The sequence below is a fragment of the Paenibacillus sp. 11B genome, from assembly GCF_030487755.1.
GTDB classification, from domain to species: Bacteria; Bacillota; Bacilli; order Paenibacillales; family Paenibacillaceae; genus Paenibacillus; species Paenibacillus vandeheii.
Window position 1 is genome coordinate 315401 of sequence record NZ_JAUKNS010000006.1, and the last position, 23069, is coordinate 338469.

A 23069-nucleotide genomic window follows, 5' to 3' on the forward strand; every position below is an offset into this window, starting at 1 on the left:
ATAGCCCTTAGCTTCCTCGGAAGCAATAAGGGCTATAAGCGTTTATTTTCTTATTTTTTTTCTTAAACTACACTAATCTACCCGATTAGTAGTTTTTGTTTGTCCAGTTCCAACGAGCACCAACTTCATCAGACGGATCATAATTTGATGAAGGACTTATTGTGATTGTTGGCACACCCGAGAAACCAAGCTCTCCATTTGCCAAATAAGTCCTATGGAAGTATTTCCCAACGGCAGAGCTTGAGTCAGGGGCGCTGTTATTACTATGTGCCTTACCCGCTTTTACTTGGCCAGAACCTTTGTGTCCGTCAACTGTGTAGTAGCCACAGTCTTGGCTCCACCAACTACCAATTAGGTTAATAGCCCAACCCACTCCAGCTCCTGGATTGTATGTGTTGTATCCTGACCAAATAGTACCGCCATTTGTTCTTCTCGATGGGCAACCTGGGTATGCAGTTGGGCGGTCTTGGTATCCTCTCGCTTGATAAGAGTACTTAGCTGTTTCCGGATACGGATCGAAATCATCGGTCCAAGCAATCCCGAATTTCTCTTCGGATGTGAAATTTGGTCTGTAGCTCCAATCCCAATTGTATGAAAAGATAAAATCAACATAACCTGATGGAGCTTTAACTTGACTCACTACCAAGCTATGGGTCCAGTTAGGTAAAGACATGAGGCTAAAATCCTCGGCAACCCCTTCTTCACTCTCGGTTAGTTGGCCAAGAGCGTTTTTGTGAGCTGTAAAGATCGCTTTTTCCTCATAAAGATATTCCTTTTGATACAGTTCTAATGTATCGATTACTTCTTGAGTGTATCCTGCGTTTTTCAGATAAGTATTGATCTCTTGCTCGTTTATTCCATTTAATTCAATGACTTGATCCTCCGCGGCTGCAGATCCAGCTAAAACACTTGTGAATAAGCTTAAAATTAACAGTAAGGTTGTAAATCTTTTTTTCTTTACCATTCAACTATACATCCCTTCTCTATAAAATAGTATAAAACCAAGGATATAATACTATTTAATCCCATTTATGTATATGGGTATAAGGTCATTTAGGAAAATGGTTTATTTCTTTATTTACATAGATTTACGGGAACGTAACCCGATTTCGCTAAAGCCTTTTCAATCTTTCCATATGGTACAATGAAAGAAAATGGGTGAGGAAGTAATGATGAATAAAAGCAAAAATGTATGGTACGTAATATGGACTCACTCGGACGTATTGTTATTCCTATTGAGATGAAACGTTCACTTGACGTGGAAATCGGTAATTCTCTTGAGTATTTTATTGATGAATCGGATCGTAGAATCTTACTGGGAAATATAGGGCAATGGAATGTTTCTTCTGTTCAGCTGGTGATCATTTAACATATTTCAAAAATTAGTCAGTAGCCACAACAGAGTCTGGTGAAGAAAGAAAGTATACCCGCAGCAAAGACATGATCCTGGAATTGATTCATGTCATGGAAAAGTATCTGCTGAAACTCAAAAAAGGTGGGCAGATCTGCTTGGTGTTAATAAGTTGCAAAATAAAAATGTTTCACTAAGAACGGTAAACTTCCTTCTCCGAAGTTCGAAGAATTTTGTACACCTATTTCTGTACATTAAAAAAGCCAAAGATATCCTTGATCCATAAGCAAAAGGATATGTTTGAGTATTTTTGTACAGATAACTCTATGTAGATACTAATTATTTTTTTCAATAACGAGGACTTGCCAAATGAACGCCTCTTTTGTAGAGTGAAAACAAGCATAGATATGGAATGACATATCTATGCTATTGGTTAAATTAAAATCATTATAGCTTGTTCACAATGAGAGGAGCGTGCAGTTGTATGGATGAAGCCCCTGTGACGTTTCACGTTGTGCCCATGCAAGAAGAACATGCGGAGCTCATCTGTGATTGGCAGTATGATCCGCCTTATAATATTTATAGCTGGCTGCCCTGGGAGCAGATGAAAGCACTCGAAGTGGAATTCGGAGATCCCCAGCTTCGGAAGGAACAATATGCAGTGGTGTTGGGAGAGGATCATCAAATTTGGGGTTTCGCTCAATACTTCCCACTTGAAGGTGTCACTCGCATTGGGCTTGGTATGCACCCCGAACGCTGTGGTCATGGTCAGGGAACAGCTTTTGTCTCGGCCATTGTGAAGGAAGCCCTTCGCCGGAACCCGGCAAACGAAATTGATCTGGAAGTCCTGACCTGGAATGAACGGGCCATTCGTGTCTATCTCAAGGCAGGATTTGTTACGCAGGATACATACGAACGACAGACACCGAGCGGTTTGAAACCTTTTTACTGCATGGTCTATGAAGGTCCACGCGATTAAATAGGGCTTCAAATCATCGAAAAAGTCCCCGGTTATGTGATTAGTTCAAAAAATTACCACAAAATGCTATGATGTAACTACAGGTTCCGTTATAATGATATGGATAGTTTCAGGTTAGATGATCTTTCATTCTGGAGGGGACATAAGGGATGCACAAATGGATCATGAGCGGGGTATTTTTTGCAGCGTGCGCTTTAGCTATTGTACTAATGTTTACGCTTCCAGGGAAAGAGGAAGTTGCAGAAGAAGCGAAACCGACGATGCCGCAAGTTACCATGGATGCAGGACAGGCCGAGACACTGGTCAAAGCCAACTGTATTACCTGTCACGGTGATCAGCTTCAAGGGGGCATGGGCCCTAGTCTGCAGAAGATTGGCAGCCAGGACGATGTGGAGAAGATTTATACGACCATTGTCAAAGGCAAAAGCGGCGGTATGCCTTCGTTCAAAGACAAGCTGAAGGAAGAAGAAATCGCGAATATTGCGATGTGGCTGGCGGAGAAGAAGTAACCCCATCGTTTAAGGCGAACAGTTAAGACAGGTTGCAAGCATGTATAGCGTGGTGGCTTCAATCACCTCCTGCTCTTTAACGCATGCTCTAAACCACGTTGATGCTGAACGCATAACGTAGCCAACCGTATCACAGGGTTACCGGGTTTAATCAATGTTCTACAGATAAGAGGCTCTCACTCTCCCTTGCCGGGAAAGTAAGAGCCTCTTGGTCATATTTACATGCTTAGCGTGTAGAGAAAGCTCCGGTGAAAATATGCGGCGCTATGGCTACTCCGGTTGCATGAGCTCATTCTGCCGCCTATAATTCATCCTAAAGAAGAATGGTTTACTGCGTTTTTGCCTTCTGCTCGGCAAGGAAAGCCTGCACTTCACGTGCAGACGGCATCCCGGACTGGGCGCCGAGCTTCGTCACGGACAACGCGGCTGCGCCCATGGCGAAGCTTACCGCCGCGTCCAGCGTCTCTCCGCGCGCGAGGGCTACCGCCAGCGCGCCGTTGAAGCAATCGCCAGCGCCGGTCGTGTCGACGGCGCTTACGGCGTAGCCGGGCGCACGGCATGCGCCGGCACGCCCTGCCTGTACGCGGCCGCCAGGCGCCGCCGCGTATACAGCCCCCTCGGGGCCGAGCGTCGTAACGACAGCGGCCCCGAGGGATGCGGCGAGCTCTGCGACCGCCGCATCTACGTCTTCCGGCCGGAGATCATCCCGGCCGGTAAGCACGGCAAGCTCGCTGCGGTTCGGCGTAACGACGTCGACGCACCGCAGGAGCTCCTGGGGCAGACCCGGCACCGCGGGAGCCGGGTTGAGCACCACCAATGCGCTGCCTTCAGCCGCCAGTTGGGCGGCGCGGGTGACCGCAGGCAGCGGGATCTCCAGCTGCAGCAGCACCGCTGCGGCTGCAGTCAGGCTTTTTACCGTATCCGCCTCTTCCAGCATCGCAGGCACAACCCGCCCATTCGCTCCAGGAATGACAATAATCCGGTTATCTCCTTTGGAGAGCCAGATGGAGGCCGTACCTGTAACCGTATCATTCAGAATACGGACTTGTGAGGCATCTGCCCCACTTTCCGTTAGACTGTGCAGCAAGCGTTCACCAAAACCATCCGATCCTACCGCACCAACCATCGTTGTCTGTCCGCCAAGTCGTGCTGCTGCCACCGCTTGGTTGGCACCTTTACCTCCGGCCAGATAGTGCAGTTCCTCCCCGCTCACCGTTTCCCCTTCCTCGGGAATAATGTCCGTCTTCACCACCAAATCCATATTAAGGCTGCCTACGACAGTAATAAGCGGTTTGTTCTGATTATCGTCTGACATGTATGCTTCACTCACTTCCGGTAGTGCGATGATAACCGCGCCAGTTTATTCCGACCTCTTTTTCTCAAACGCCTCGTTATATTGCTCTGCTTCTTTAATATCTACAGATGTGATGCCACCTTCATCCCAAGATGTGAGACGTAGCGTGACCGTTGTATAGTCAATCGTAATAAAAGGGTGATGATTGAATGCTTCTGAAATCGCTGCGACCTCGTCCACAAATGCAATCCCTTTCATGTAGTTGGAAAATACGAACTTGCGGACAATCCATCGTCCCTCTTCCAGTTCCCAGCCTTCCAGCCTTCCCAGATGAGCTTCGACTTCCTCTTGCGTAAAAACCATACGTTATCTTCCTCCCCATATGATGGCTCATCACAGACAGCTGTCCGCGGTGCCATCAAAACCTTTGGTGCTACCACAGCAACCCAAACGCATAGGTCCACCGCCCTGCGGTTCGCCCGTTTCATGACTATCATCTTACCACGGACAAGCCTCAAATTCCAATAGTACAAATGGCGCTAGATCCACTAACCATAAGGCTTTTGGGAGATTCTCCAACCCCGTTTTCCATGCCAAATATCTTATAGGAGCATACTAAATGAGTGGTACAAAAGTCAGCTCTTCTTCCCCAATTAAGATATGAATTCGGTGCTGTTCCTTGTCATGAATGACCACTCCACTTCCTACCGGAATGACAGACTCCTCGCCCAGCGCATAGAACAGATCTTCCGCCAATGCCTCATCCACTTCGAGTTGCTCTGTTACACCAAGGCGTGACCATTCTTCCTCATCCATCTCAAAGAAAACATAGCGGTCCGGTATTCGGCCTATAGCCTGTGTCAAATCTGTCAATATTCCTTCATAATCCCGTCCATGCTTTACGCCCATTGACTTTTCACTCCTGTTTAGCCCCTAAGGAGCAGATTTGTTCTTATTATACCTGAAAATAACCCTTAAAAAAAAAGGCCATCTGGTCGATAAATACTATACATGACCGTTTTAACTGTTTCTGCAACCCTCAAGGTTGCCTAACATTAAACGGATTGCGGTGTAACGTTCGTCCGGAAGCCCGAATAAAGCCGCTTGAAAGGATTCAATTTTATCTCATGGATGAGGTGTATGATGGAAATTTCAACGATTATCGGACTAGTTTTAGGGCTGGTTTCACTTGTAGTGGGTATGTTCCTGAAGGGTGCACCCCTTATCAACCTGGTTAACAACCCGGCAGCCTACGTTATTATTTTTGTTGGTACGGCAGCAACTATTTTCATGGCATTTCCCATGTCTGAAGTTAAAAAAATCCCCAAGCTATTCGGGGTACTGTTCAAAAAGCAGCAACTGATTGACCGTGTTTCTCTAATCGGCACATTTATGGACTGGGCTTCCACCACCCGCCGTGAAGGTTTACTTGCACTTGAATCGAAAGTCGAAGATATTGATGATCAGTTCCTGCGCGGCGGTATGCGTATGATTATTGACGGCAATGATCAGGAATTTGTAAGTGATGTACTCATGGAAGATATTCATGCTACAGAAGAGCGCCATCGTGGCGGTGCCTTGATCTTCGCCCAAGCGGGGATGTATGCACCAACGCTCGGGGTACTCGGGGCCGTTGTAGGTCTCATCGCAGCGCTTGCCGATCTCAGTGATATGGAAAAGCTCTCTCATGCGATTGCAGCAGCGTTTATCGCGACACTTCTCGGTATCTTTAGCGGTTACGTGTTGTGGCATCCGATGTCCAATAAACTGAAGCGGATGTCCAAGAAAGAGATGGAAATCAAGCTGATGATGGTCGAAGGCTTGTTATCGATACAATCCGGTGTATCCACCATTGCCATTAATCAAAAATTATCTGTATTCCTGACACCTTCCGAACGTAGACAGTTGGAAGAGAAGGAGGGCTCATCAGGTGAAAAAGGCTAAAAAACACGAACCGCATGAAGAACATATAGACGAGAGCTGGCTGCTTCCCTACTCCGACTTGATGACGTTGTTGCTCGCTCTGTTTATCACACTATTCTCTATGAGCTCTATAGATGCAACGAAGTTTGAACAGATGGCTTCAGCTCTGAGCAGCGCATTGAACGGTGGTTCGGGTGTACTGGATCATACATCCATGAACCCTACAGATTCCACTACAGATTTGGGCAAAAACAAACAGCAGCCTGAAGATATCAAGAAGACACCGGCTCAGATTACAGATGCGCAGATGGCTCAGAAAGAACAGGAAGATCTGGAGAAACTCAAGAAAAAGCTTGATCAATATATTCAGAAAAATGGCCTTTCCGACCAGCTGAATACCAAGCTGAATCAGTCTGAGCTCAAGATCACGATCAGTGATAACGCCCTGTTCTCCTCAGGCCGGGCTGATGTTAAGCCCGAGTCTCGTTCACTGGCCAAAGCCATCTCTAGCATGTTGCAGGAATTCCCGGAATATGAAGTCGTTGTGTCTGGCCATACTGATAATGTTCCCATTTCGAACAGCCAATATAAGGATAACTGGGATTTAAGTGCCGATCGAGCACTGAATTTCCTCAAAATTCTGTTATTAAATGAGACGCTGGACCCAGCGAAATTCACACCTAGTGGTTATGGAGAGTATCACCCGATCGCTAGCAACCAATCTGAAGCTGGACGAGCTCAGAATCGTCGGGTAGAAGTTTCAATTATCCGTAAGTACCAGAGTAACAACACGTCCGTGAAAGCAGTTGAACAAGGTAACTAACGGGGCGTTCGTTGTGCAAACTCACGCTTAAGTCACTCTCCTTCATTACAGGAGAGTGACTTTTTTCTATCCACTGATATTAAAAAGCGCCGCTTTCCTTTTGGAAAGCAGCGCTTTGACAATCATTATTTATTATTTATTCCATCGTATAGTCCAGGAGACTGCTTAATTCCGATTTTTCTGCGGACGTTAGTTCTCTCCATGTGCCTGTGGCCTGTTCGCCAAGATGAATGTTCATAATTCGAATCCGCTTCAACTTCCGAACCTCATAGCCAAATGCACTGCACATCCGGCGAATTTGACGGTTTTTCCCCTCCGTCAGAATAATGCGGAACACCCGATCAGATATGCGAGTCACCGTACAAGGCAACGTCATTTCGCCAAGGATCTTGACGCCTGTGCTCATGCCTCTCAAGAAACTTGGCGTTACTGCACGATCCACGGTCACAATATATTCTTTCTCATGGCGCCCTTCGGCTCTTAGAATTCGATTGACGATATCTCCGTCATTGGTCATCAGGATCAGACCTTCCGAATCCTTATCCAGACGACCAATCGGGAAGATGCGCTCTTTGTGCCCTACAAAATCAACGATATTCCCTTGAATGTGACGCTCAGTTGTACTCGTTATTCCAACAGGTTTATTGAGCGCAATATATACGTGTTTGCGTTTTTCCTTAATGGGTTGACCATTAATTCGAACATCATCACCATCTTCTGCTTGACTGCCCAGTTCTGCCGTCACTCCATTAATCGTTACTTTTCCGCTTTCCACCAATCGGTCGGCCTCCCGACGGGAACAAAAACCTGTTTCACTGATAAATTTATTAATACGCAAAAGGTAATCTCACCTCGTCTAGTTCTCTTCGTCTGTAAGTTCATTGTCCGTCTTATGCTCTTCCTCTATACTTTCCGTTTGCTGCTGGGAAGCAGGTAGGTCGATAATGACGGTCGTCCCCTTGTTCATGACGCTTTTGATATCCATCATGCCCTTGTGTGATTGAATAATGCGCTGGCTGACCATCAGGCCAAGCCCTGTACCCGATTCCTTGCTTGTAAAGAATGGTTCTCCCAGCTTAGGCATCAGTTCTTCTGGAATTCCAGTGCCTTCATCCTTGATTTCAATCCGAACCCGATTATTCTCTTCGTCATGATTGAGTTTAATTCGGATATTGCCTCCGTCTGGCATAGCCTCCATGCCGTTCTTCAACAAGTTAATGAAGACCTGCTTCAACTGGTTCTCTTCACAGTGTACCATAGCTGAGTCGGATGAAGCATTCAGTACAAACTCCACACCATGCAGATGCGCCTGGCTGTCCAGTAATGATATAACATCTCCCAGAATGAAGCGAATATCCCGTTCCTGAAAATGAACCGCCTGTGGTTTCGCCAGTATCAAAAACTCTCCCACAATGAGATTAATTCGATCCAGCTCGGATAGCATCAAATCCAGGTGACGATGATTAAGCTTATTCGTCTCTTGTTGGAGCTGGAGGAAGCCACGCAGCGTCGTAAGCGGATTACGTATCTCATGTGCAACCCCGGCAGCCAGCTGGCCTACCGTCGTCAGTTTCTCGGAACGTCTGAGCAGCTCCTCCATACGATTACGGCTGGTAATGTCTCTGGATACACTAATTAGTGCTGTAATCTCGCCTGCTTCATCCCGGACTGGAGCTGTACTCACGCTAACTTCGACACGGCTGCCGTCCTTCTTCATCCATGTCGTTTCATTAGAGGTAATGGACATGCCCTCAATCAACTGGGCATGCTGCTCTCGCATCTGCTCTTCAGTGCCAGGAGGGATAATCTTCAATTGGCGGCCTTCAACTTCACGACTGCGCCAGCCATATAACTGCTCAAAGGCACGATTCACCCGCAGTACATTTCCATCCAGATCCGTAATATGAATCGCGTCTGCCGTTTGGTTAATGATCGATTCCAAATGCTCTTTTACCGCCCGATTTTCTTCATACATCTGTTTCAGGCGATTCGTATAATGCCCCAAATTACGAATCATGGCATTAATACGATTGGCTAATTGGCCCAGTTCATCTTTCCTTCTCACTTTCAGACGGAAGTCAAAATGACCGTCAGCCACATCATTCACTTTGCCCAAAATAGATTGAATAGGACGCGTAATATAGCCCGCAAGCAAATAGCTGCCAAAGATCACAATCTCCAGCAACACAAGTGAAATCGAGGCATGGCTAACCAGCTGTTCAGATACCATGGAGGATATTTGCTTATAGTCCATGACAATACTGATCACATAAGATGATTCATTTGGAGTAAATATAGGAATGAAGCTTTTGAGTACCTTTTGTTCATGAGTTTCACTGACAAAGGATACATTCTGCCCAGTACGAATTGCCCGTACAACCGCCTTGTGATCCTCTTCTGCGGTACCATATTGATATGTACCGAAACGAATAGGCCTGTTGTTTAGCTTGCTGTGGTTCGTATCCCTTCCGTCATTGCTCATACTTGAGCTGCCGAAGGTCAACGGGTTGATGCCTGTAATCTCCAGAATCGATGGATTAACTTCACGAATCTTATTCAAAATCTCGTCTGGACCAGAGATCTTCACATAGCTGTCAACAGCGGCATTATTATAGAAGGGATTGATTATGTAATTTCTCTTCCCATCATGATAGTAACCCCAGATATCAACATCTGACGGATTTGATGTAGAGTATTCGAATCCATCCGACCAAAAATGGTCCAATTTCTGTCCCTGTGAAATTGTAACCTGATGATTTTCGAAAAGCTGTTTAAATGCCTGATACCAATACGTCATGGATTTGGTAGACAATCCAATCTCCTTTGGATCGGAAGACCGGGTAACCACAATATCATCAGCCGTTTGCTCCATCAACGAAATATGGGAGACCCCGACTTTTTCTCTCATGCGAACCAGATCTTCATTTGTGATATTATGAATATCCGGGTCCAATTCTTCCGCTGCCATTACAGAGGCCAACCACAGATTGTTCCCAATCTGTCGTTTTACATATTCTGAACTGGACTGACTCTGTTCGACAGCAATTGCAATCTGTTTGGCCGTAAGCACCATCTTGTTTTCGCTGTCCTGCCTTAAATTCTCTTCTGTAGTATAATAACTCAGTGCTATATTCAAAACTAATATGACGAGCACCGAGCACGACATAATCATGGATAATTTCGTTTTAATAGACAACTTTTTCGTTCACCTCTCGGCTTGTACCCTCTGGCGATATATGGCAAAACCTATATCCATCATAACTGTTGTCTGTCTATTTGAAAAGGATAATTGACCCTCGTCCAAAAGTTACCGTTTGGCTGAAAAACGCGAATTCCATTGTATTTTGTCTTTTCCATGCCTACAATGGGAATAACCACTAAAAGATATACACAAATCCACAGGCATGTGGATAGTATGTTCATAACTATGTGAGCAACTCATCAGTTATCCACAGACTTATACACAACATGTTAACAAACGAATGTTTGTTCGCCGCACAAATGCTCTTTGGAAGGAGTTTTATATTTTAATGAAGGATGACGTTCTCCAACCTGATCTTTCGCATCTCTCGGAGGAGGCTCAACATGAGCACTGGATGCGTGAAGCTATTGCTGAAGCTTACAAAGCGGAAGCACTTGGTGAAGTACCCATCGGGGCTGTAATTGTTCAACATAACCGCATTATTGGACGTGGTTACAACCTGCGCGAAACAACACTTGATTCCACAGCGCATGCGGAGATGGTCGCCATAAGGCAGGCCAGTGAGGCCATCGGTGCATGGAGACTCCTGGATTGCAGTCTGTACGTCACACTGGAGCCTTGTCCCATGTGTGCAGGTGCTATTGTACAATCCAGAGTACCTCGAGTCATATATGGTACCGCTGACCCCAAGGCCGGCTGTGCAGGAACGCTGATGAATTTATTGCAGGAACCTCGTTTTAATCACCGAACCGAAGTGGTTGCTGACATTCTGCAACCGGAGTGCTCCACCATGCTGACTCAGTTTTTCCGGCGTTTACGCAAAAGATAGAATCTGGACACCCATCAGGAAAGGAAGTGCAATCCATGCCGCTTACACTGTACGACACACCAAAAGGGATAAGTCTCCGGTTACTTACTTCACAAGATACAGAAGCGTATCTTGCTCTTATTCAAATCACACGTCTTCCCTACCAAGCTGTTGAGCCTATCCGGGATGATGAATTCTATACGCTGCATGCGCAAACCAGACGTATTCAGGATAGAATGCAGGCAGCAGAGGAAGGAACAGGGTATCAATTCGGAATTTTCACAATCGATGATGGTGTTCTTATTGGCCAGGTTAGCTTGAACAATGTCGTTCAGGGTGTTGCCAATTATGCTGATATGGGATACTTTATCCATCCAGACTATCAGGGCGGTGGACGAATGACAGCAGCCGTGAAGCTCGCTGTATCCTACGCCTTCCGTGCCTTGAAATTGAACCGTGTTCAGGCGGCCATCCTGTTATCCAATACTGGTTCCAAACGTGTCCTGGAGAAAAACGGCTTTCAGGCTGAGGGCATTGCTCGTAAATATCTCAAAATTAACGGAGCGTATCAAGATCATCAGATCCACGCTGTGCTGGCCGAGGACTTAGGCGAATCGTTACAGTAATTGAACAAACCGTGGAAACAACATACAAAGAGCCGCTCAACCCTAAGGTCGAGCGGCTCTTTGCTTTAACGTATGAATCGGTGACTTAGTATCCGTAAGATGCGTTCATTAGTTCTTCAAACTCATCCATTGTTATAACGTCCTCACCAGTAGGAATATTGATTTTGAAAGCTGGCTTCTCGTTAATTTTGGTGTATGTGTTTGATCCAGTGAATGCAAGCTTAACTTCATCCTTGGTATCAGGCTGTTTAATCAACAGATCAGCAACCATTTTTTGATATACCGGGAAATCTTTTTTGTCTAAAGCAAAATCAATGTGGAACTGGTTAATGGTCAGTGTGTCTTTCAACTGGTCCAGATCTTTAGCCATTTCAGCTTGATCTGCTTCAGTGATCTTCAAATCCTCTTTGGCTTTGTCGATATCTGCCTGACTCATTTGCAACATGTCACGATATTCTTCTTTAGAGATGATATCCAGTACTTTTGGCAGTGCTTTGGTTACCAGAACAGTAACGGCTTCTTTCACATTGTCATTGTTGACCGAAAATTGAACCACTTGCTTGGCATCCAGACCTTCAGGAAGCTGTGCATCCTTCACATTCAGGTTTTTAAAGAATTTATCCTGATCGTACTCGCTCAGAACCGCATCCATAACTTCATTGCTCAGCTTTTGTGTTTTCGCGGCATCCATAGCATCCGGGTTCCATTCCGTTCCTTCTTGCTCAGCCAGTTCTTTCAGATCCAGCTCCAGGAATTTACCAACAACCGTTTCCGGAATCGGGAAGAACGGAATACTTGGCACTTTAACATATAACTTCTCAGCGGTCATAACCATTGGAATGGTAAATGTCATGCCCATATCGCCCTTAAGCTCAATGCCTACAGTCATTTCGGTTTGCATTGGTTCACTTTGGTATACACCAGTAACATTCAACTGGGCATCCTTCAGCATGCTCATAAACTGAGACATCGTTGGATCCTGCTGTGACTCGTCTGCAGCTTTATAGCTCAATTCATTAATAGTGAAATTAGAACTCATCTCATACGAAGTCAGTTTGGAAGCATTGGCTGCCGCCGTCTTCATTGCCTCTTTCGGTTCTTGCTTGCTGCTACATGCTGTCAGTGCCATAGATACGGTTAACAGCAACGTAAGAAGAAGCGCCCCCATACGTTTAGTCATTTGTTTCTCTCCTCTCGTGATAACCCCAAAAAAATAATTCAATATCAATGATATACCATTTATTCTGAAACGGAAACACGATTTGGGAAATTTGTGAGCTTTACTCTCTAAATTGGCTACAAAGACCTAGGTAAGCTTTAAATATCAATGGTGCACTCCTTTAATTCATGTATGAACGCGCAAAAACCCCGGTTAGTTAACCGGAGTTATAGGAATTGTTATGCATTTTTAATATGTGCTAAAAGAAAGGAATGATCTTTCCTTTATTTAACCTAGCCCTGAGGATTGTTATGATCCACATGGTTCTGGTTTTTTACTTTTTTGGAGCCTGACAACGGTTCCTGCATGGAAGAATGCTTTTCAGGTTTTCGGTGTTGCTCAGCAGCCTGGGCTTCAGGCACAGGTGTTGTTTTGGGTTTGCTCATGTTGTTCCCCCCTCTTCGTTTGGATTAGGAATGGGACGGGTCCATATCTTCCGTTTTGTCATGATTCATGGAATCCTGATGCCGACGGTCATTCGAGTCCTGTTGAATCTGTTGGGCATGGTGACTATTCACAGGTATCTGATCCAGATCGGCGACTACATTTTGCAAGTTTTTATCAGTTCCAGCTTTGGCTTTGCTCACGAATTACCACTCCTTTGACGTCTACCTACTGTCTGGTTTTGGGTTGCAACGACTGGGCACATTCATGAATATGACGCGTGTAATCCTGAGCCAATTCTTGAATGGGCTCTGTCCGCTCATCCGTCGTTCTGCCATCACGTTCCACATCAATCAGCTGCACGCTGACTTCACGAGCATCCACATAGGCACACTTGAAATCAAAAGAGTACATCTGGTGTCCCGCTGTTGCAATGTGAATTCGAATAGCCTGCTGATCGGCCTCGTCAGCCATAACCTGAGCCCGATCTCCGACATTTAGAACTTCAGGCAATCTTTCCTGCCAAGCACCTACAAGCTCCGTCTGATCTATGTTTAATTCGCGGTTCATCTTACCACCTCCACTCTTATATAAAATGCGGCGATTCGGATATTTTTATGCATCACATGGATATTGAAACAAACTGATTTTCTGAAGTAAACACGCTCTGGAAATACAGCGTATATGCAACTGCGCAAGATGTATAAATAAATGCAAAAAAGGACCCGAGCTTATCGCTCTGATCCTTATCATAATTGTAGTATGGCGGAGAGGGTGGGATTCGAACCCACGTGGAGTTGCCCCCTAACGGTTTTCAAGACCGCCCCGTTATGACCGCTTCGGTACCTCTCCAGGACATTAACTTTTATAAACTTGCCAACGAAATTGATCATAACATAATTGCATGCCAGAAAGCAACCTTTTTATAAGAATTTATATATCCAATTTTATCAAGAAGGGATTTCCCCCTACCAAGTAAAGATAAACCGCGCTGGCCCGACGATTGGAATTGTTGTTCAGAATCTGTTCAGCCATGCCCTGTATAATTGAATCTAGACTTTTTCATGATGAGGTGATGAAATGTTTATAGGTGTGTATCGGAACAATGACCCTTTGAACTCCTTACCTGAGGAACGAATCAGCGAACTGATCTCGGAGGGAATGAAAAAAGGTGCGCATGTTTTCCTTTTTGATGCCAGTCACATTGATGTGGAACAGGAAGTGATTCATGGTACCTTCCGGGAAGGAAATTCATGGGTGCAAAGGAACGTCCCCCTCCCTGACGTGGTACTTAATGAAGCACCTGAGCCTGGTCAGAACAGACCTGAATGTGAGGACTGGCTGCGCCGGAGGGTCCCTTTTACAACATTTCTGATTCATGGAAAATACGACATTCAGAAGAAATTGGAGCCCCTCTTCAAAGATTACCTCATTCCGACAGAATGCTTGCAGGATCCGGATCAATTTCTTGCTTATTTGGATGCTCACGGAGAAGTTGTTGATTTCCGAATACATATTCAGCGTGATGGAACGGGACGATGGGCCCTGACCAGAATGTATGCCCGCACTGGAAATACGGACTCCATCATCAGCAATATAAGTAAAGGTGGCCGCATTGAGGATGCCGCTGATCTGCTCTATCGTTTATTCCCAAGTCAAGCAGACCGGATCAGTCGTGAGATGGAGCGGCTTGCTATTCGTATAGCAGAGACAATCAACCGTTCGTATTCCTTTCTTATTGATGAGCTTGGCATGGATTTTATTGTGACTCCGGAAGGCCGAATATATTTCGTGGAAGCCAATGTTAGCCCCCCAACACCGTCTCATGAACAGGTTCGAGCAGCAAGAGCGATTGAATATGCCCACTATGTAGCCAAAGCAGGGCAATTAGCACCCCATCCCGTTATTGCCATGCTTACCAATGACCCCAATGATAAGCAACTCGTGAATGCCTGTGCCTATTCAGCAAAATGGAATAATGCAGCGTTTTATTATTTTGCTCCACACGATGTTCATGCTGAATTGCGCTATATCAAAGGGTATGTCCTGGAGGACGGGGAGTGGGAAGCTCGGTACTGTCCCTTCCCCGATGTGGTCTATGACCGATTGAAGGCACGTGGAAATACGAATTACAGTGATGTATACGAGGCTTTAAGACATATACCTTTCACCGATGAACGAAACGTAGGTTCCTTTAGCAAGAACGAAATTTTTGAAATACTTCAAAATCATGCAGAGCTTAGTTCGCATCTGATCCCGCATACTGCCGTTGAAAACGGTGGTGAGATTTTGGCTTTCATCGATACTTACGGGACTTCCATCATTAAACCCTCGATAGGCCCGTTCGGCAGCGGAATCATTGTTGTTCAGCGTGAACAGGAAGGCTTCTCCGTAAAGACTCATGAGCTTGTTCACCAAATGAATGGTGAGGAGTTCGGGCAACTGATTTCCATGCCTGCAGCCCAGAAGGGATTAATTATTCAAAAGTTTGTTCGTAGCGAAACCCGGAACGGACTTCCTTATCATATAAGACTGCATTTAGTCCGGAACGGAAGCGGGGAATGGTCTTTTATTTCCGCTTTTCCTTTTCTCTTTACCCCTAGCGAGTATAAAGTGGTAAACGACGCCGGTTCACTTCGTGCATTTACGACATGGGACTGCCTTTCTCATCATGAGTTTCCTAATAAGGAAGAAGTCATGCTGATGAGGCTGGAACGAATGGCGAGCATGACGGCTGATCACATTGCAGGCCATGTGAAGGAGCGAATCTGCGAGCTGGCCATTGATGTAGGGATTGATTCGCTGGGTGAGATTTGGATTTTTGAAGTCAACATGAACAAAATCGATTCAACGCACAGGGAATTTGAAGTCGCACAACATATGATTCCGTTTGCACTTTCTTTGCGTTAATTCTACATTTACAAAATGGACATGCGTACTTGGCTGCGTTGTACAAAATAACCATAAGCCTACCCAACAAAAAAACCGTCTCCTTAGCCAATGGGAAGTTCGAACTTCCATTGGTCAGGAGACGGTTTCTTTCATTCATTTAATTGAATAGCTTAGGAACGACGTGCAATCACGCTGACTCCGCCCATGTAAGGACGCAGTGCTTCAGGAATAACCACTGTTCCATCTTCTTGTTGGTAGTTCTCCAGTATAGCAGCTACTGTACGCCCTACTGCCAGTCCTGAACCATTTAAGGTATGAACAAATTCCGGTTTCGCTTTTGGTTCTCTACGGAAGCGGATATTGGCCCGACGTGCCTGGAAGTCTTCGCAGTTGGAGCAAGACGAAATTTCACGATACGTATTGCTTTCCGGCAACCAGACCTCTATGTCATACGTTTTCGCAGAGGTGAAGCCCATATCTGCCGTGCACAACGTCAGAACACGGTAAGGCAGTCCCAATAATTGAAGCACACGTTCCGCATTTTGTGTCATTTTCTCCAATTCCTCATAAGAGGTTTCAGGAGAAGACAGTTTCAACAACTCCACTTTATTGAACTGGTGCTGACGAATCAAGCCGCGTGTATCCCGTCCAGCAGAACCGGCTTCCGATCGGAAACAAGAGCTGTATGCTACAAAGTGCTTCGGCAGTTGATCTGCATTTAGAATCTCCTCGCGATGATAGTTCGTTACCGGAACTTCAGCGGTAGGTATCAAGTAATACTCTGTATCTTTCAGCTTGAACAGGTCTTCCTCGAACTTCGGCAGTTGACCCGTTCCAAACAAGCTGTCCCGGTTTACGATGTATGGTGGCAAAATCTCTTCGTATCCATGCTGATCACTGTGGAGATCCATCATGAAGTTAATCAAGGCACGTTCCAGACGTGCACCAAGCCCCTTATAAAAGGTGAAACGTGATCCTGTTACTTTGGCAGCCGCTTCAAAATCAAGAATATCGAGATCCTGTGCGATTTCCCAGTGTGCTTTTGGTGTAAAGGAAAACGACTTAGGCTCTTCCCAACGGCGAATCTCCACATTATCATCTTCAGACGCACCAATAGGTACACTCTCATTAGGGATATTCGGAATCGCCATCGTTAGATCATTGATTTTCGCTTCCAGTTCACGCACTTCTTCGTCCATTGCTTTGATTCGGTCGGAAACCTCACGCATCTCAACAATCAGATCGTCCGCATTCTCACCATTCTTTTTAAGTTTGGCTACTTCACCTGAAACGGTATTCCGGCGATTTTTCAGGTTTTCATTCTCTTGCAGCAATTCGCGACGCTTGGCATCCATCTCCGAGAACCCGGCGATTAGATCCAGCGATTTGCCGCGGTTTGTCAACGCTTCTTCAACACGTGCGTACTCATTCCGCAATATTTTTACATCAAGCACTAGATATCCCTCCTAAATAACACCACAAAGTAGAAACCTTCCTTTTTGCCCATTCCATAGCTTTGCGGCTCCGCATCACTTTTATGATTCCTTATTGGTAAAAAACAACCTATGGCCTCCGGCGCTACCCTACGCTGCGATTCCCGCTTAAACACGGGCAACATCAGGCATCCGACCAGACAGCACCGCACCAGCAAGCCTTGTGAGCCTCTGAAGGACTGATCTGGTATACCGGCAGATCATAGGTTGTATATCATTCACTATTGGTTCTGTACAGACTGTTTATACGATCTGGCCATGTCTACGAAGTAAGCATGCAGTCGATAATCATCTGTCAGTTCAGGATGATAGGAGCAAGCCAGCAGATGCCCCTGCCGAGCAGTAACAATCTCATCCTTGTAAGTGGAAAGAACCTCTACCTGGTTCCCCACACTCTCAATCAGAGGTGCCCGAATGAACACAGCCCTTACCGTTTCCTCAATACCTTTAACCGGAAGATCTGTTTCAAAGCTCTCCCTCTGCCGTCCAAATGCATTTCTGGATACGGTCATGTCCATCAGCTCCAGATGAGCTTCCTCTTGTCCTGCAATATGTTTAGCCATAACGATCAAACCAGCACAGGTTCCGAACACTGGTTTACCCTCAGCAGCGAATGCCCGAATGGCCTCCATGAAACCATATTTGCGCATTAGTTTGCCAATCGTGGTACTCTCACCGCCAGGAAGAATCAGCCCATCCAGCTCCTCAAGTTGCTGAACCTGTTTGATAGCCAATCCTTCTGCTCCGGCCCGTTCAATACTACGAATATGCTCTGTGACTGCCCCTTGAAGTGCTAAAACGCCGATTTTCATTTGCAATTCCCCTTCTCTTACCAACCGCGATCCTGCATGCGCTCGGAAGGCGCAAGTTTGGAAATCTCAATACCTTTCATCGGTGCCCCAAGGTTTTTGGACACTTCAGCAATCAGTTTGTAGTCTGTATAATGCGTTGTCGCTTCTACGATGGCACGTGCAAATTTCTCAGGGCTGTCCGATTTGAAAATCCCTGAGCCTACAAATACACCATCTGCGCCCAGGTGCATCATAAGTGCAGCATCTGCAGGAGTTGCTACGCCACCAGCTGCAAAGTTAACTACAGGCAGCTTTCCATTCTCATGTACATCCAGCAAAAGCTCATATGCAACGCCCAGGTTCTTCGCTTCAGCATATAGCTCGTCCTTGGACATATTGGTTACTTTACGAATCTGACCATTAATAAAGCGCATGTGACGAACGGCTTCGACAATGTTTCCTGTTCCCGGTTCACCTTTGGTACGAATCATGGAAGCTCCTTCGCCGATCCGGCGCAACGCTTCGCCCAAGTCTTTGGCGCCACATACAAACGGTACAGTGAACTCATGTTTGTCGATATGGAATACTTCATCGGCTGGAGTCAGAACTTCACTCTCATCGAGGTAATCCACTCCCAGGGATTCCAGTACCTTGGCTTCAACATAATGTCCAATCCGCGCTTTGGCCATAACAGGAATGGTTACGACTTTCATCACTTCTTCAACAATAGTTGGATCCGCCATACGGGCTACTCCTCCTGCTGCACGAATATCAGAAGGAACACGCTCTAATGCCATAACTGCTGTCGCACCTGCTGCTTCAGCTATTTTAGCTTGTTCGGCATTCATAACGTCCATAATGACGCCACCTTTTTGCATTTCAGCCATACCTCTTTTAACGCGTGATGTTCCCGTTTCCATATTCCAAGCCCCCCGTAATGTATGTGTCAATCTTGTCCAAGAACAGGATGTGAAACCTCTAATGTCAGGTAGAAGAACAATAGACTTTTTAGCTGATTCATACGTAGAATTCTAACTTGATATTTTACCGGAAAAATTGTAAATATACAATCCATCCGGTCGGAATTACTTGTATTTTGTCAATGGACCATCGACACAATATTAAAAATGCCATTTTATCCTGTTCTCTTGGAGCCTTTGCCTATTAGAACAGGTTTTTGATGCCATCAAACAGATCAACGAAGAAATCTTTTACTGCACGGAAGAAGAGACGGAACCAGCCGCCTTTTTCAGCTTCTTCTGCGGTAATTAGGTTCACTGTCTTCTCCTGAGGTTCGATTCCATCCGCTTTATAAGTATAAGTAACGGTCCCAACTTTGGTTCCGGCCTTGATTGGAGCAACCAGCTTATCAGCCTCAGTTACATTGGCTTTAAAAGTGACATCCAGGTTTTGAGTACCTTTGGGTACAACGAAACTAACAGCATTATTCGTCACTACAGGTACAGTCGTTTCCGTCCCTTTTTTCACAGGTACAGCTTCCCAGCCTGTGACTTTAGTTTTGGCAGCAACCGCCTGTTTAACTTCAAAATTGTTGAATCCATAATCCAATACTTTCTTCGTTTCTCTGAAACGCGCCGGCTCTGAATCCGTACCCATAACCACACTAATCAGACGCATGCCATCACGTTCAGCTGTTCCTGTAAAGTTATTCCCTGCGTTCGTGGTATGGCCTGTTTTCATTCCGTCTAGACCCTCGTAGGCATAGCTTTTGAAATTGGTTATATTTTTATTCGCTTCCAGCATCCAGTTATAGTTGATGATAGGATCTTTATCATTTGGACGGAATTTATAAGATTGAATTGTTGTAAAATCTTTGTAGTCCGGGTGATCCATGATGATGTATCTGCACAAAATGGCCGCATCCCGTGCCGACATAACGATTTCTTTATCTTCAGCTGGACGGAAATCCGCAGGCATATCCGCACGGTCCAGACCTGTGGAGTTGATGAAATAGCTATCTTTCATTCCCATACGCTTCGCTTCATCATTCATCATTTTCACAAAAGCTTGTTCGGAACCTGCAACATATTCAGCCAAAGCAACCGTGGCATCGTTAGCAGAACCTACGGCCATAGCAATGTATAGCTCCTTGACCGTATGCTGGTCACCCTCTGCGAGGAAAATTCGAGATCCAGTACTTTGTGCCGCGTTCTTTTTAACTGTAACGATATCATCCCAGCTAAATTTCCCTTGTTTGACTTGCTCAGCCACAATATACTCAGTCATCATTTTGGTCATGCTGGCAGGCGGCATAGCTTTATCCGCATTAACATCGAGTAGAATTTGTCCAGTTGAAGCCTCCATCAGCACGGCTGATTTTACATCGAGTCCCAGTGTATCTACTGAAGGAATGTTCACGATCTTTTCTGTCTTCGTTGTTGTAGCCGCCGCGGTCAATACCTGGCCGGAATCGCTGGCAGCAGCCATAACAGGCATTACCGCAGACATGCAGAGCATATTAATCAGCATAACCGAGGCTACACTTTTTTTGAGCATTTGACGTTTTTTCTTATTCATTTGTTTGGCTTTCAATGATGAATACTCCCTTCGGTCCGAAGCTACTTTTGTGTGCTTCAGGTGCAGCTTGAGCTGCGATTTTTTCTTAGTCCCTATCAGGTGAAGATGACGTGTGAGATGTGTAGTATATGCGCTGTATCGAAAGAGCAATGTCATTGCTCCTGAAGTCGTATCGATTGTCACTTAGTTAGCATTAAATAAATGCATATGTAAAAGGACGTCCGCGCTTCTTTTCTAGCTGGGCAACCTTTTTCTATCAATCCAGATTCATTGTCAAAAGCAGTTTCATAGACTCACGTCAAAAAACCGCCGCAACGCCCTAATCCATAAAAGGATCATCACCGCTTGTTCTATTCTATCACAGGGGTATCCGCAAAAAAAGACAGGCCCGGCGAAAATCGCCAAGCCTGTCCTGGAAATAATTAACACAATTCGGATTACAACGAGTAGTTAGGTGCTTCTTTTGTAATCTGTACGTCATGTGGATGACTCTCGCGAAGTCCCGCACCTGTAATACGAATGAATTGAGTGTTATTACGAAGCTGTTCCAAACTGCTTGTACCACAGTATCCCATACCTGAACGAAGACCACCAATCAACTGATGAATGGTATCAGATAAAGGTCCTTTGTAAGCAACGCGTCCCTCAATTCCTTCCGGAACCAGTTTCTTGTCATCATCCTGGAAGTAACGATCTTTACTTCCTTGTTTCATCGCAGCCATTGAACCCATGCCACGGTAAACTTTGTAACTACGTCCTTGGAAGATTTCCGTTTCTCCCGGGCTTTCTGCCGTACCTGCAAACAAGCTTCCCAACATAACTGCATGAGCACCTGCAGCAAGAGCCTTGGTAATCTCACCAGAGTACTTGATACCACCGTCAGCAATGATTGGTACGCCATATTCACGTGCTACATTTGCACAATCGTATACTGCTGTAACTTGAGGAACACCGATACCAGCAATTACACGAGTTGTACAGATGGAGCCTGGACCAATTCCTACTTTGACAACTGACGCCCCTGCTTCGATCAATTCACGGGTTGCATCGCCTGTAGCAACGTTACCAGCAACAATTGTCAGGTTAGGGAAACGCTCGCGCAGCTGACGAACGGCATCAATGATGTTAATGTGATGTCCATGTGCCGAGTCTACTGTAATCAGGTCAACACCAGCTTGAACCAATGCATCAGCACGTTCAAAGGTATCTTTGGAAATCCCGATCGCTGCACCAACCAGCAAACGTCCTTGTGCATCTTTAGCTGCGTTAGGGAATTGAATTGCTTTTTCAATATCTTTAATGGTAATGAGACCTTTCAGTGTGTTGGACTCATCTACTAATGGAAGTTTCTCGATTTTGTGTTTCTGAAGAATGCCTTCTGCTTCTTGCAGTGTAGTACCTACAGGCGCAGTAACCAAATTCTCACGAGTCATGACTTCACTGATTTTAATGGAGAAGTCGTGGATAAAACGCAAGTCACGATTTGTCAGGATACCCACAAGCTTTTGATCTCCTTCAACAATCGGTACACCGGAAATGCGATATTTCGCCATAACCGATTCTGCATCCGAAACCAGATGTTCCGCTGTCAATGAGAACGGGTTGGTGATAACGCCACTCTCCGAGCGTTTAACCCGATCCACTTCCTCCGCTTGCTGCTCAACAGACATATTTTTATGGATGATACCAATACCGCCTTCACGGGCAATCGCAATAGCCAATGTCGCTTCAGTAACAGTATCCATACCAGCACTAATCAAAGGAATATTCAGTTTTACGCTGTCACTCAAACGAACAGATACGTCCACTTCTTTAGGCAGTGTCTCGGACTTCCGGGGCACCAGCAGTACATCGTCGAAGGTGAAACCTTCCTTACCAAATTTATCTTCCCACACGCGGGCGTTCCTCCTTATGTTTGCTCAGCTTTACGGTCCAAAACCCGAAGATCCCAGGCTGTATTTTATGCCGAAAATACGTTTTCTGAAAAATTTATTATTGCCATCTTAGCAAAGCGTTATTTAGACTGTCAAGGGAAACTCCCTGGTTATATTAGGTGTATTGCCTGATGCATACAACTGTATTTCTTGCACGGACAGGTTCATTTCATATATAAAAAAAGCCACTCCATATGAGTAGCGTTTACCTAGGTTAAACCAGATCGTTAACTGTATCTAAACTAATATTTAATTCTAGTTTTCTTCCTTATAAACAAATAAATAAAAACCACCACCGAATAT

The 23069-nt window shown here is 45.4% G+C and carries 22 protein-coding genes and 1 tRNA gene; 7 read left to right on the plus strand and 16 right to left on the minus strand.

Features of this window, described 5'->3' with window-relative positions:
- Nucleotides 1-85 precede the first annotated feature (85 nt).
- Nucleotides 86-964: a hypothetical protein gene (locus tag Q0V21_RS25630; protein ID WP_301881183.1), complete on the minus strand. Its 879-nt coding sequence runs from the start codon at nt 962-964 to the stop codon at nt 86-88.
- A gap of 871 nt (nt 965-1835) precedes the next feature.
- On the opposite strand from Q0V21_RS25630, the gene Q0V21_RS25635 reads away from it, so the two are divergent.
- On the plus strand, nt 1836-2330 hold the full coding sequence (locus tag Q0V21_RS25635) for a GNAT family N-acetyltransferase (RefSeq protein WP_079345550.1): 495 nt from the start codon (nt 1836-1838) through the stop codon (nt 2328-2330).
- A gap of 149 nt (nt 2331-2479) precedes the next feature.
- Nucleotides 2480-2839, plus strand: a complete 360-nt coding sequence (locus tag Q0V21_RS25640) for a c-type cytochrome (RefSeq protein WP_094939379.1) — start codon at nt 2480-2482, stop codon at nt 2837-2839.
- Nucleotides 2840-3167: 328 nt separating this feature from the next.
- Here Q0V21_RS25640 and rbsK read toward each other — a convergent pair whose 3' ends face one another.
- The 3 genes from rbsK to Q0V21_RS25655 form a co-directional block, all read right to left on the minus strand.
- Nucleotides 3168-4154: a ribokinase gene (gene rbsK / locus Q0V21_RS25645; protein ID WP_301881186.1), complete on the minus strand. Its 987-nt coding sequence runs from the start codon at nt 4152-4154 to the stop codon at nt 3168-3170.
- 45 nt (nt 4155-4199) lie between these two features.
- Nucleotides 4200-4496 (minus strand): 4a-hydroxytetrahydrobiopterin dehydratase, encoded by a 297-nt coding sequence (locus Q0V21_RS25650; protein ID WP_024628801.1) that lies wholly within the window; start codon nt 4494-4496, stop codon nt 4200-4202.
- A 252-nt stretch (nt 4497-4748) separates the two neighbouring features.
- Entirely contained in the window at nt 4749-5042 is a 294-nt protein-coding gene (locus tag Q0V21_RS25655; protein ID WP_285080742.1) for a hypothetical protein, read from the minus strand.
- Nucleotides 5043-5276: 234 nt separating this feature from the next.
- On the opposite strand from Q0V21_RS25655, the gene motA reads away from it, so the two are divergent.
- Both motA and motB read left to right on the plus strand, forming a co-directional pair.
- Entirely contained in the window at nt 5277-6077 is an 801-nt protein-coding gene (gene motA, locus Q0V21_RS25660) for a flagellar motor stator protein MotA (RefSeq protein WP_024628803.1), read from the plus strand.
- Nucleotides 6064-6879, plus strand: coding sequence for a flagellar motor protein MotB (gene motB, locus Q0V21_RS25665; RefSeq protein ID WP_079345542.1), 816 nt, complete (start codon nt 6064-6066; stop codon nt 6877-6879). The genes motA and motB overlap by 14 nt, the downstream gene beginning before the upstream one ends.
- Before the next feature lie 136 nt (nt 6880-7015).
- Here the strand turns inward: motB and rluF are convergent, their stop codons facing one another.
- Both rluF and Q0V21_RS25675 read right to left on the minus strand, forming a co-directional pair.
- Complete coding sequence (gene rluF, locus Q0V21_RS25670; protein ID WP_285080743.1) at nt 7016-7717, minus strand: 23S rRNA pseudouridine(2604) synthase RluF; 702 nt, start codon at nt 7715-7717, stop codon at nt 7016-7018.
- A gap of 18 nt (nt 7718-7735) precedes the next feature.
- Nucleotides 7736-10075, minus strand: a complete 2340-nt coding sequence (locus Q0V21_RS25675; RefSeq protein WP_301881188.1) for a PAS domain S-box protein — start codon at nt 10073-10075, stop codon at nt 7736-7738.
- A gap of 334 nt (nt 10076-10409) precedes the next feature.
- Between Q0V21_RS25675 and tadA the strand changes: the two genes are divergently transcribed.
- Nucleotides 10410-10910 carry a tRNA adenosine(34) deaminase TadA gene (gene tadA / locus Q0V21_RS25680; RefSeq protein ID WP_094939376.1) on the plus strand — a complete coding sequence of 167 codons (501 nt, stop codon included), beginning with the start codon at nt 10410-10412 and terminating at the stop codon, nt 10908-10910.
- Nucleotides 10911-10945: 35 nt separating this feature from the next.
- On the plus strand, nt 10946-11515 hold the full coding sequence (locus tag Q0V21_RS25685; protein WP_301881189.1) for a GNAT family N-acetyltransferase: 570 nt from the start codon (nt 10946-10948) through the stop codon (nt 11513-11515).
- Nucleotides 11516-11600: 85 nt separating this feature from the next.
- Here the strand turns inward: Q0V21_RS25685 and Q0V21_RS25690 are convergent, their stop codons facing one another.
- From Q0V21_RS25690 to Q0V21_RS25710, 5 genes are all read right to left on the minus strand, one after another.
- Nucleotides 11601-12695 (minus strand): hypothetical protein, encoded by a 1095-nt coding sequence (locus tag Q0V21_RS25690; RefSeq protein WP_301881190.1) that lies wholly within the window; start codon nt 12693-12695, stop codon nt 11601-11603.
- Nucleotides 12696-12967: 272 nt separating this feature from the next.
- Nucleotides 12968-13120, minus strand: coding sequence for a small acid-soluble spore protein P (locus tag Q0V21_RS25695; RefSeq protein WP_024628810.1), 153 nt, complete (start codon nt 13118-13120; stop codon nt 12968-12970).
- Nucleotides 13121-13144: 24 nt separating this feature from the next.
- Nucleotides 13145-13321, minus strand: a complete 177-nt coding sequence (locus Q0V21_RS25700) for a hypothetical protein (RefSeq protein WP_173405207.1) — start codon at nt 13319-13321, stop codon at nt 13145-13147.
- A 25-nt stretch (nt 13322-13346) separates the two neighbouring features.
- Entirely contained in the window at nt 13347-13688 is a 342-nt protein-coding gene (locus tag Q0V21_RS25705; RefSeq protein WP_301881191.1) for a hypothetical protein, read from the minus strand.
- Nucleotides 13689-13881: 193 nt separating this feature from the next.
- Nucleotides 13882-13970: transfer RNA gene (locus Q0V21_RS25710), tRNA-Ser, on the minus strand.
- A gap of 228 nt (nt 13971-14198) precedes the next feature.
- Here Q0V21_RS25710 and Q0V21_RS25715 point away from each other — a divergent pair.
- A complete protein-coding gene (locus Q0V21_RS25715; protein WP_301881192.1) occupies nt 14199-16028 on the plus strand; it encodes a YheC/YheD family protein in 1830 nt (609 codons plus the stop codon).
- Between the two features lie 152 nt (nt 16029-16180).
- Here Q0V21_RS25715 and serS read toward each other — a convergent pair whose 3' ends face one another.
- The 5 genes from serS to guaB all read right to left on the minus strand — a co-directional run bounded on the left by serS (nt 16181) and on the right by guaB (nt 22727).
- Nucleotides 16181-17464 carry a serine--tRNA ligase gene (serS, locus tag Q0V21_RS25720; protein WP_079345530.1) on the minus strand — a complete coding sequence of 428 codons (1284 nt, stop codon included), beginning with the start codon at nt 17462-17464 and terminating at the stop codon, nt 16181-16183.
- Nucleotides 17465-17724: 260 nt separating this feature from the next.
- Nucleotides 17725-18315 (minus strand): pyridoxal 5'-phosphate synthase glutaminase subunit PdxT, encoded by a 591-nt coding sequence (pdxT, locus tag Q0V21_RS25725; RefSeq protein WP_024628814.1) that lies wholly within the window; start codon nt 18313-18315, stop codon nt 17725-17727.
- 17 nt (nt 18316-18332) lie between these two features.
- Nucleotides 18333-19214 carry a pyridoxal 5'-phosphate synthase lyase subunit PdxS gene (gene pdxS / locus Q0V21_RS25730; protein ID WP_024628815.1) on the minus strand — a complete coding sequence of 294 codons (882 nt, stop codon included), beginning with the start codon at nt 19212-19214 and terminating at the stop codon, nt 18333-18335.
- Between the two features lie 244 nt (nt 19215-19458).
- On the minus strand, nt 19459-20847 hold the full coding sequence (locus Q0V21_RS25735) for a D-alanyl-D-alanine carboxypeptidase family protein (RefSeq protein ID WP_443145078.1): 1389 nt from the start codon (nt 20845-20847) through the stop codon (nt 19459-19461).
- 422 nt (nt 20848-21269) lie between these two features.
- The gene (gene guaB, locus Q0V21_RS25740; protein WP_024628817.1) at nt 21270-22727 is read right to left on the minus strand and encodes an IMP dehydrogenase; all 1458 of its coding nucleotides are present in this window, start codon (nt 22725-22727) and stop codon (nt 21270-21272) included.
- Between the last annotated feature and the right edge of the window lie 342 nt (nt 22728-23069).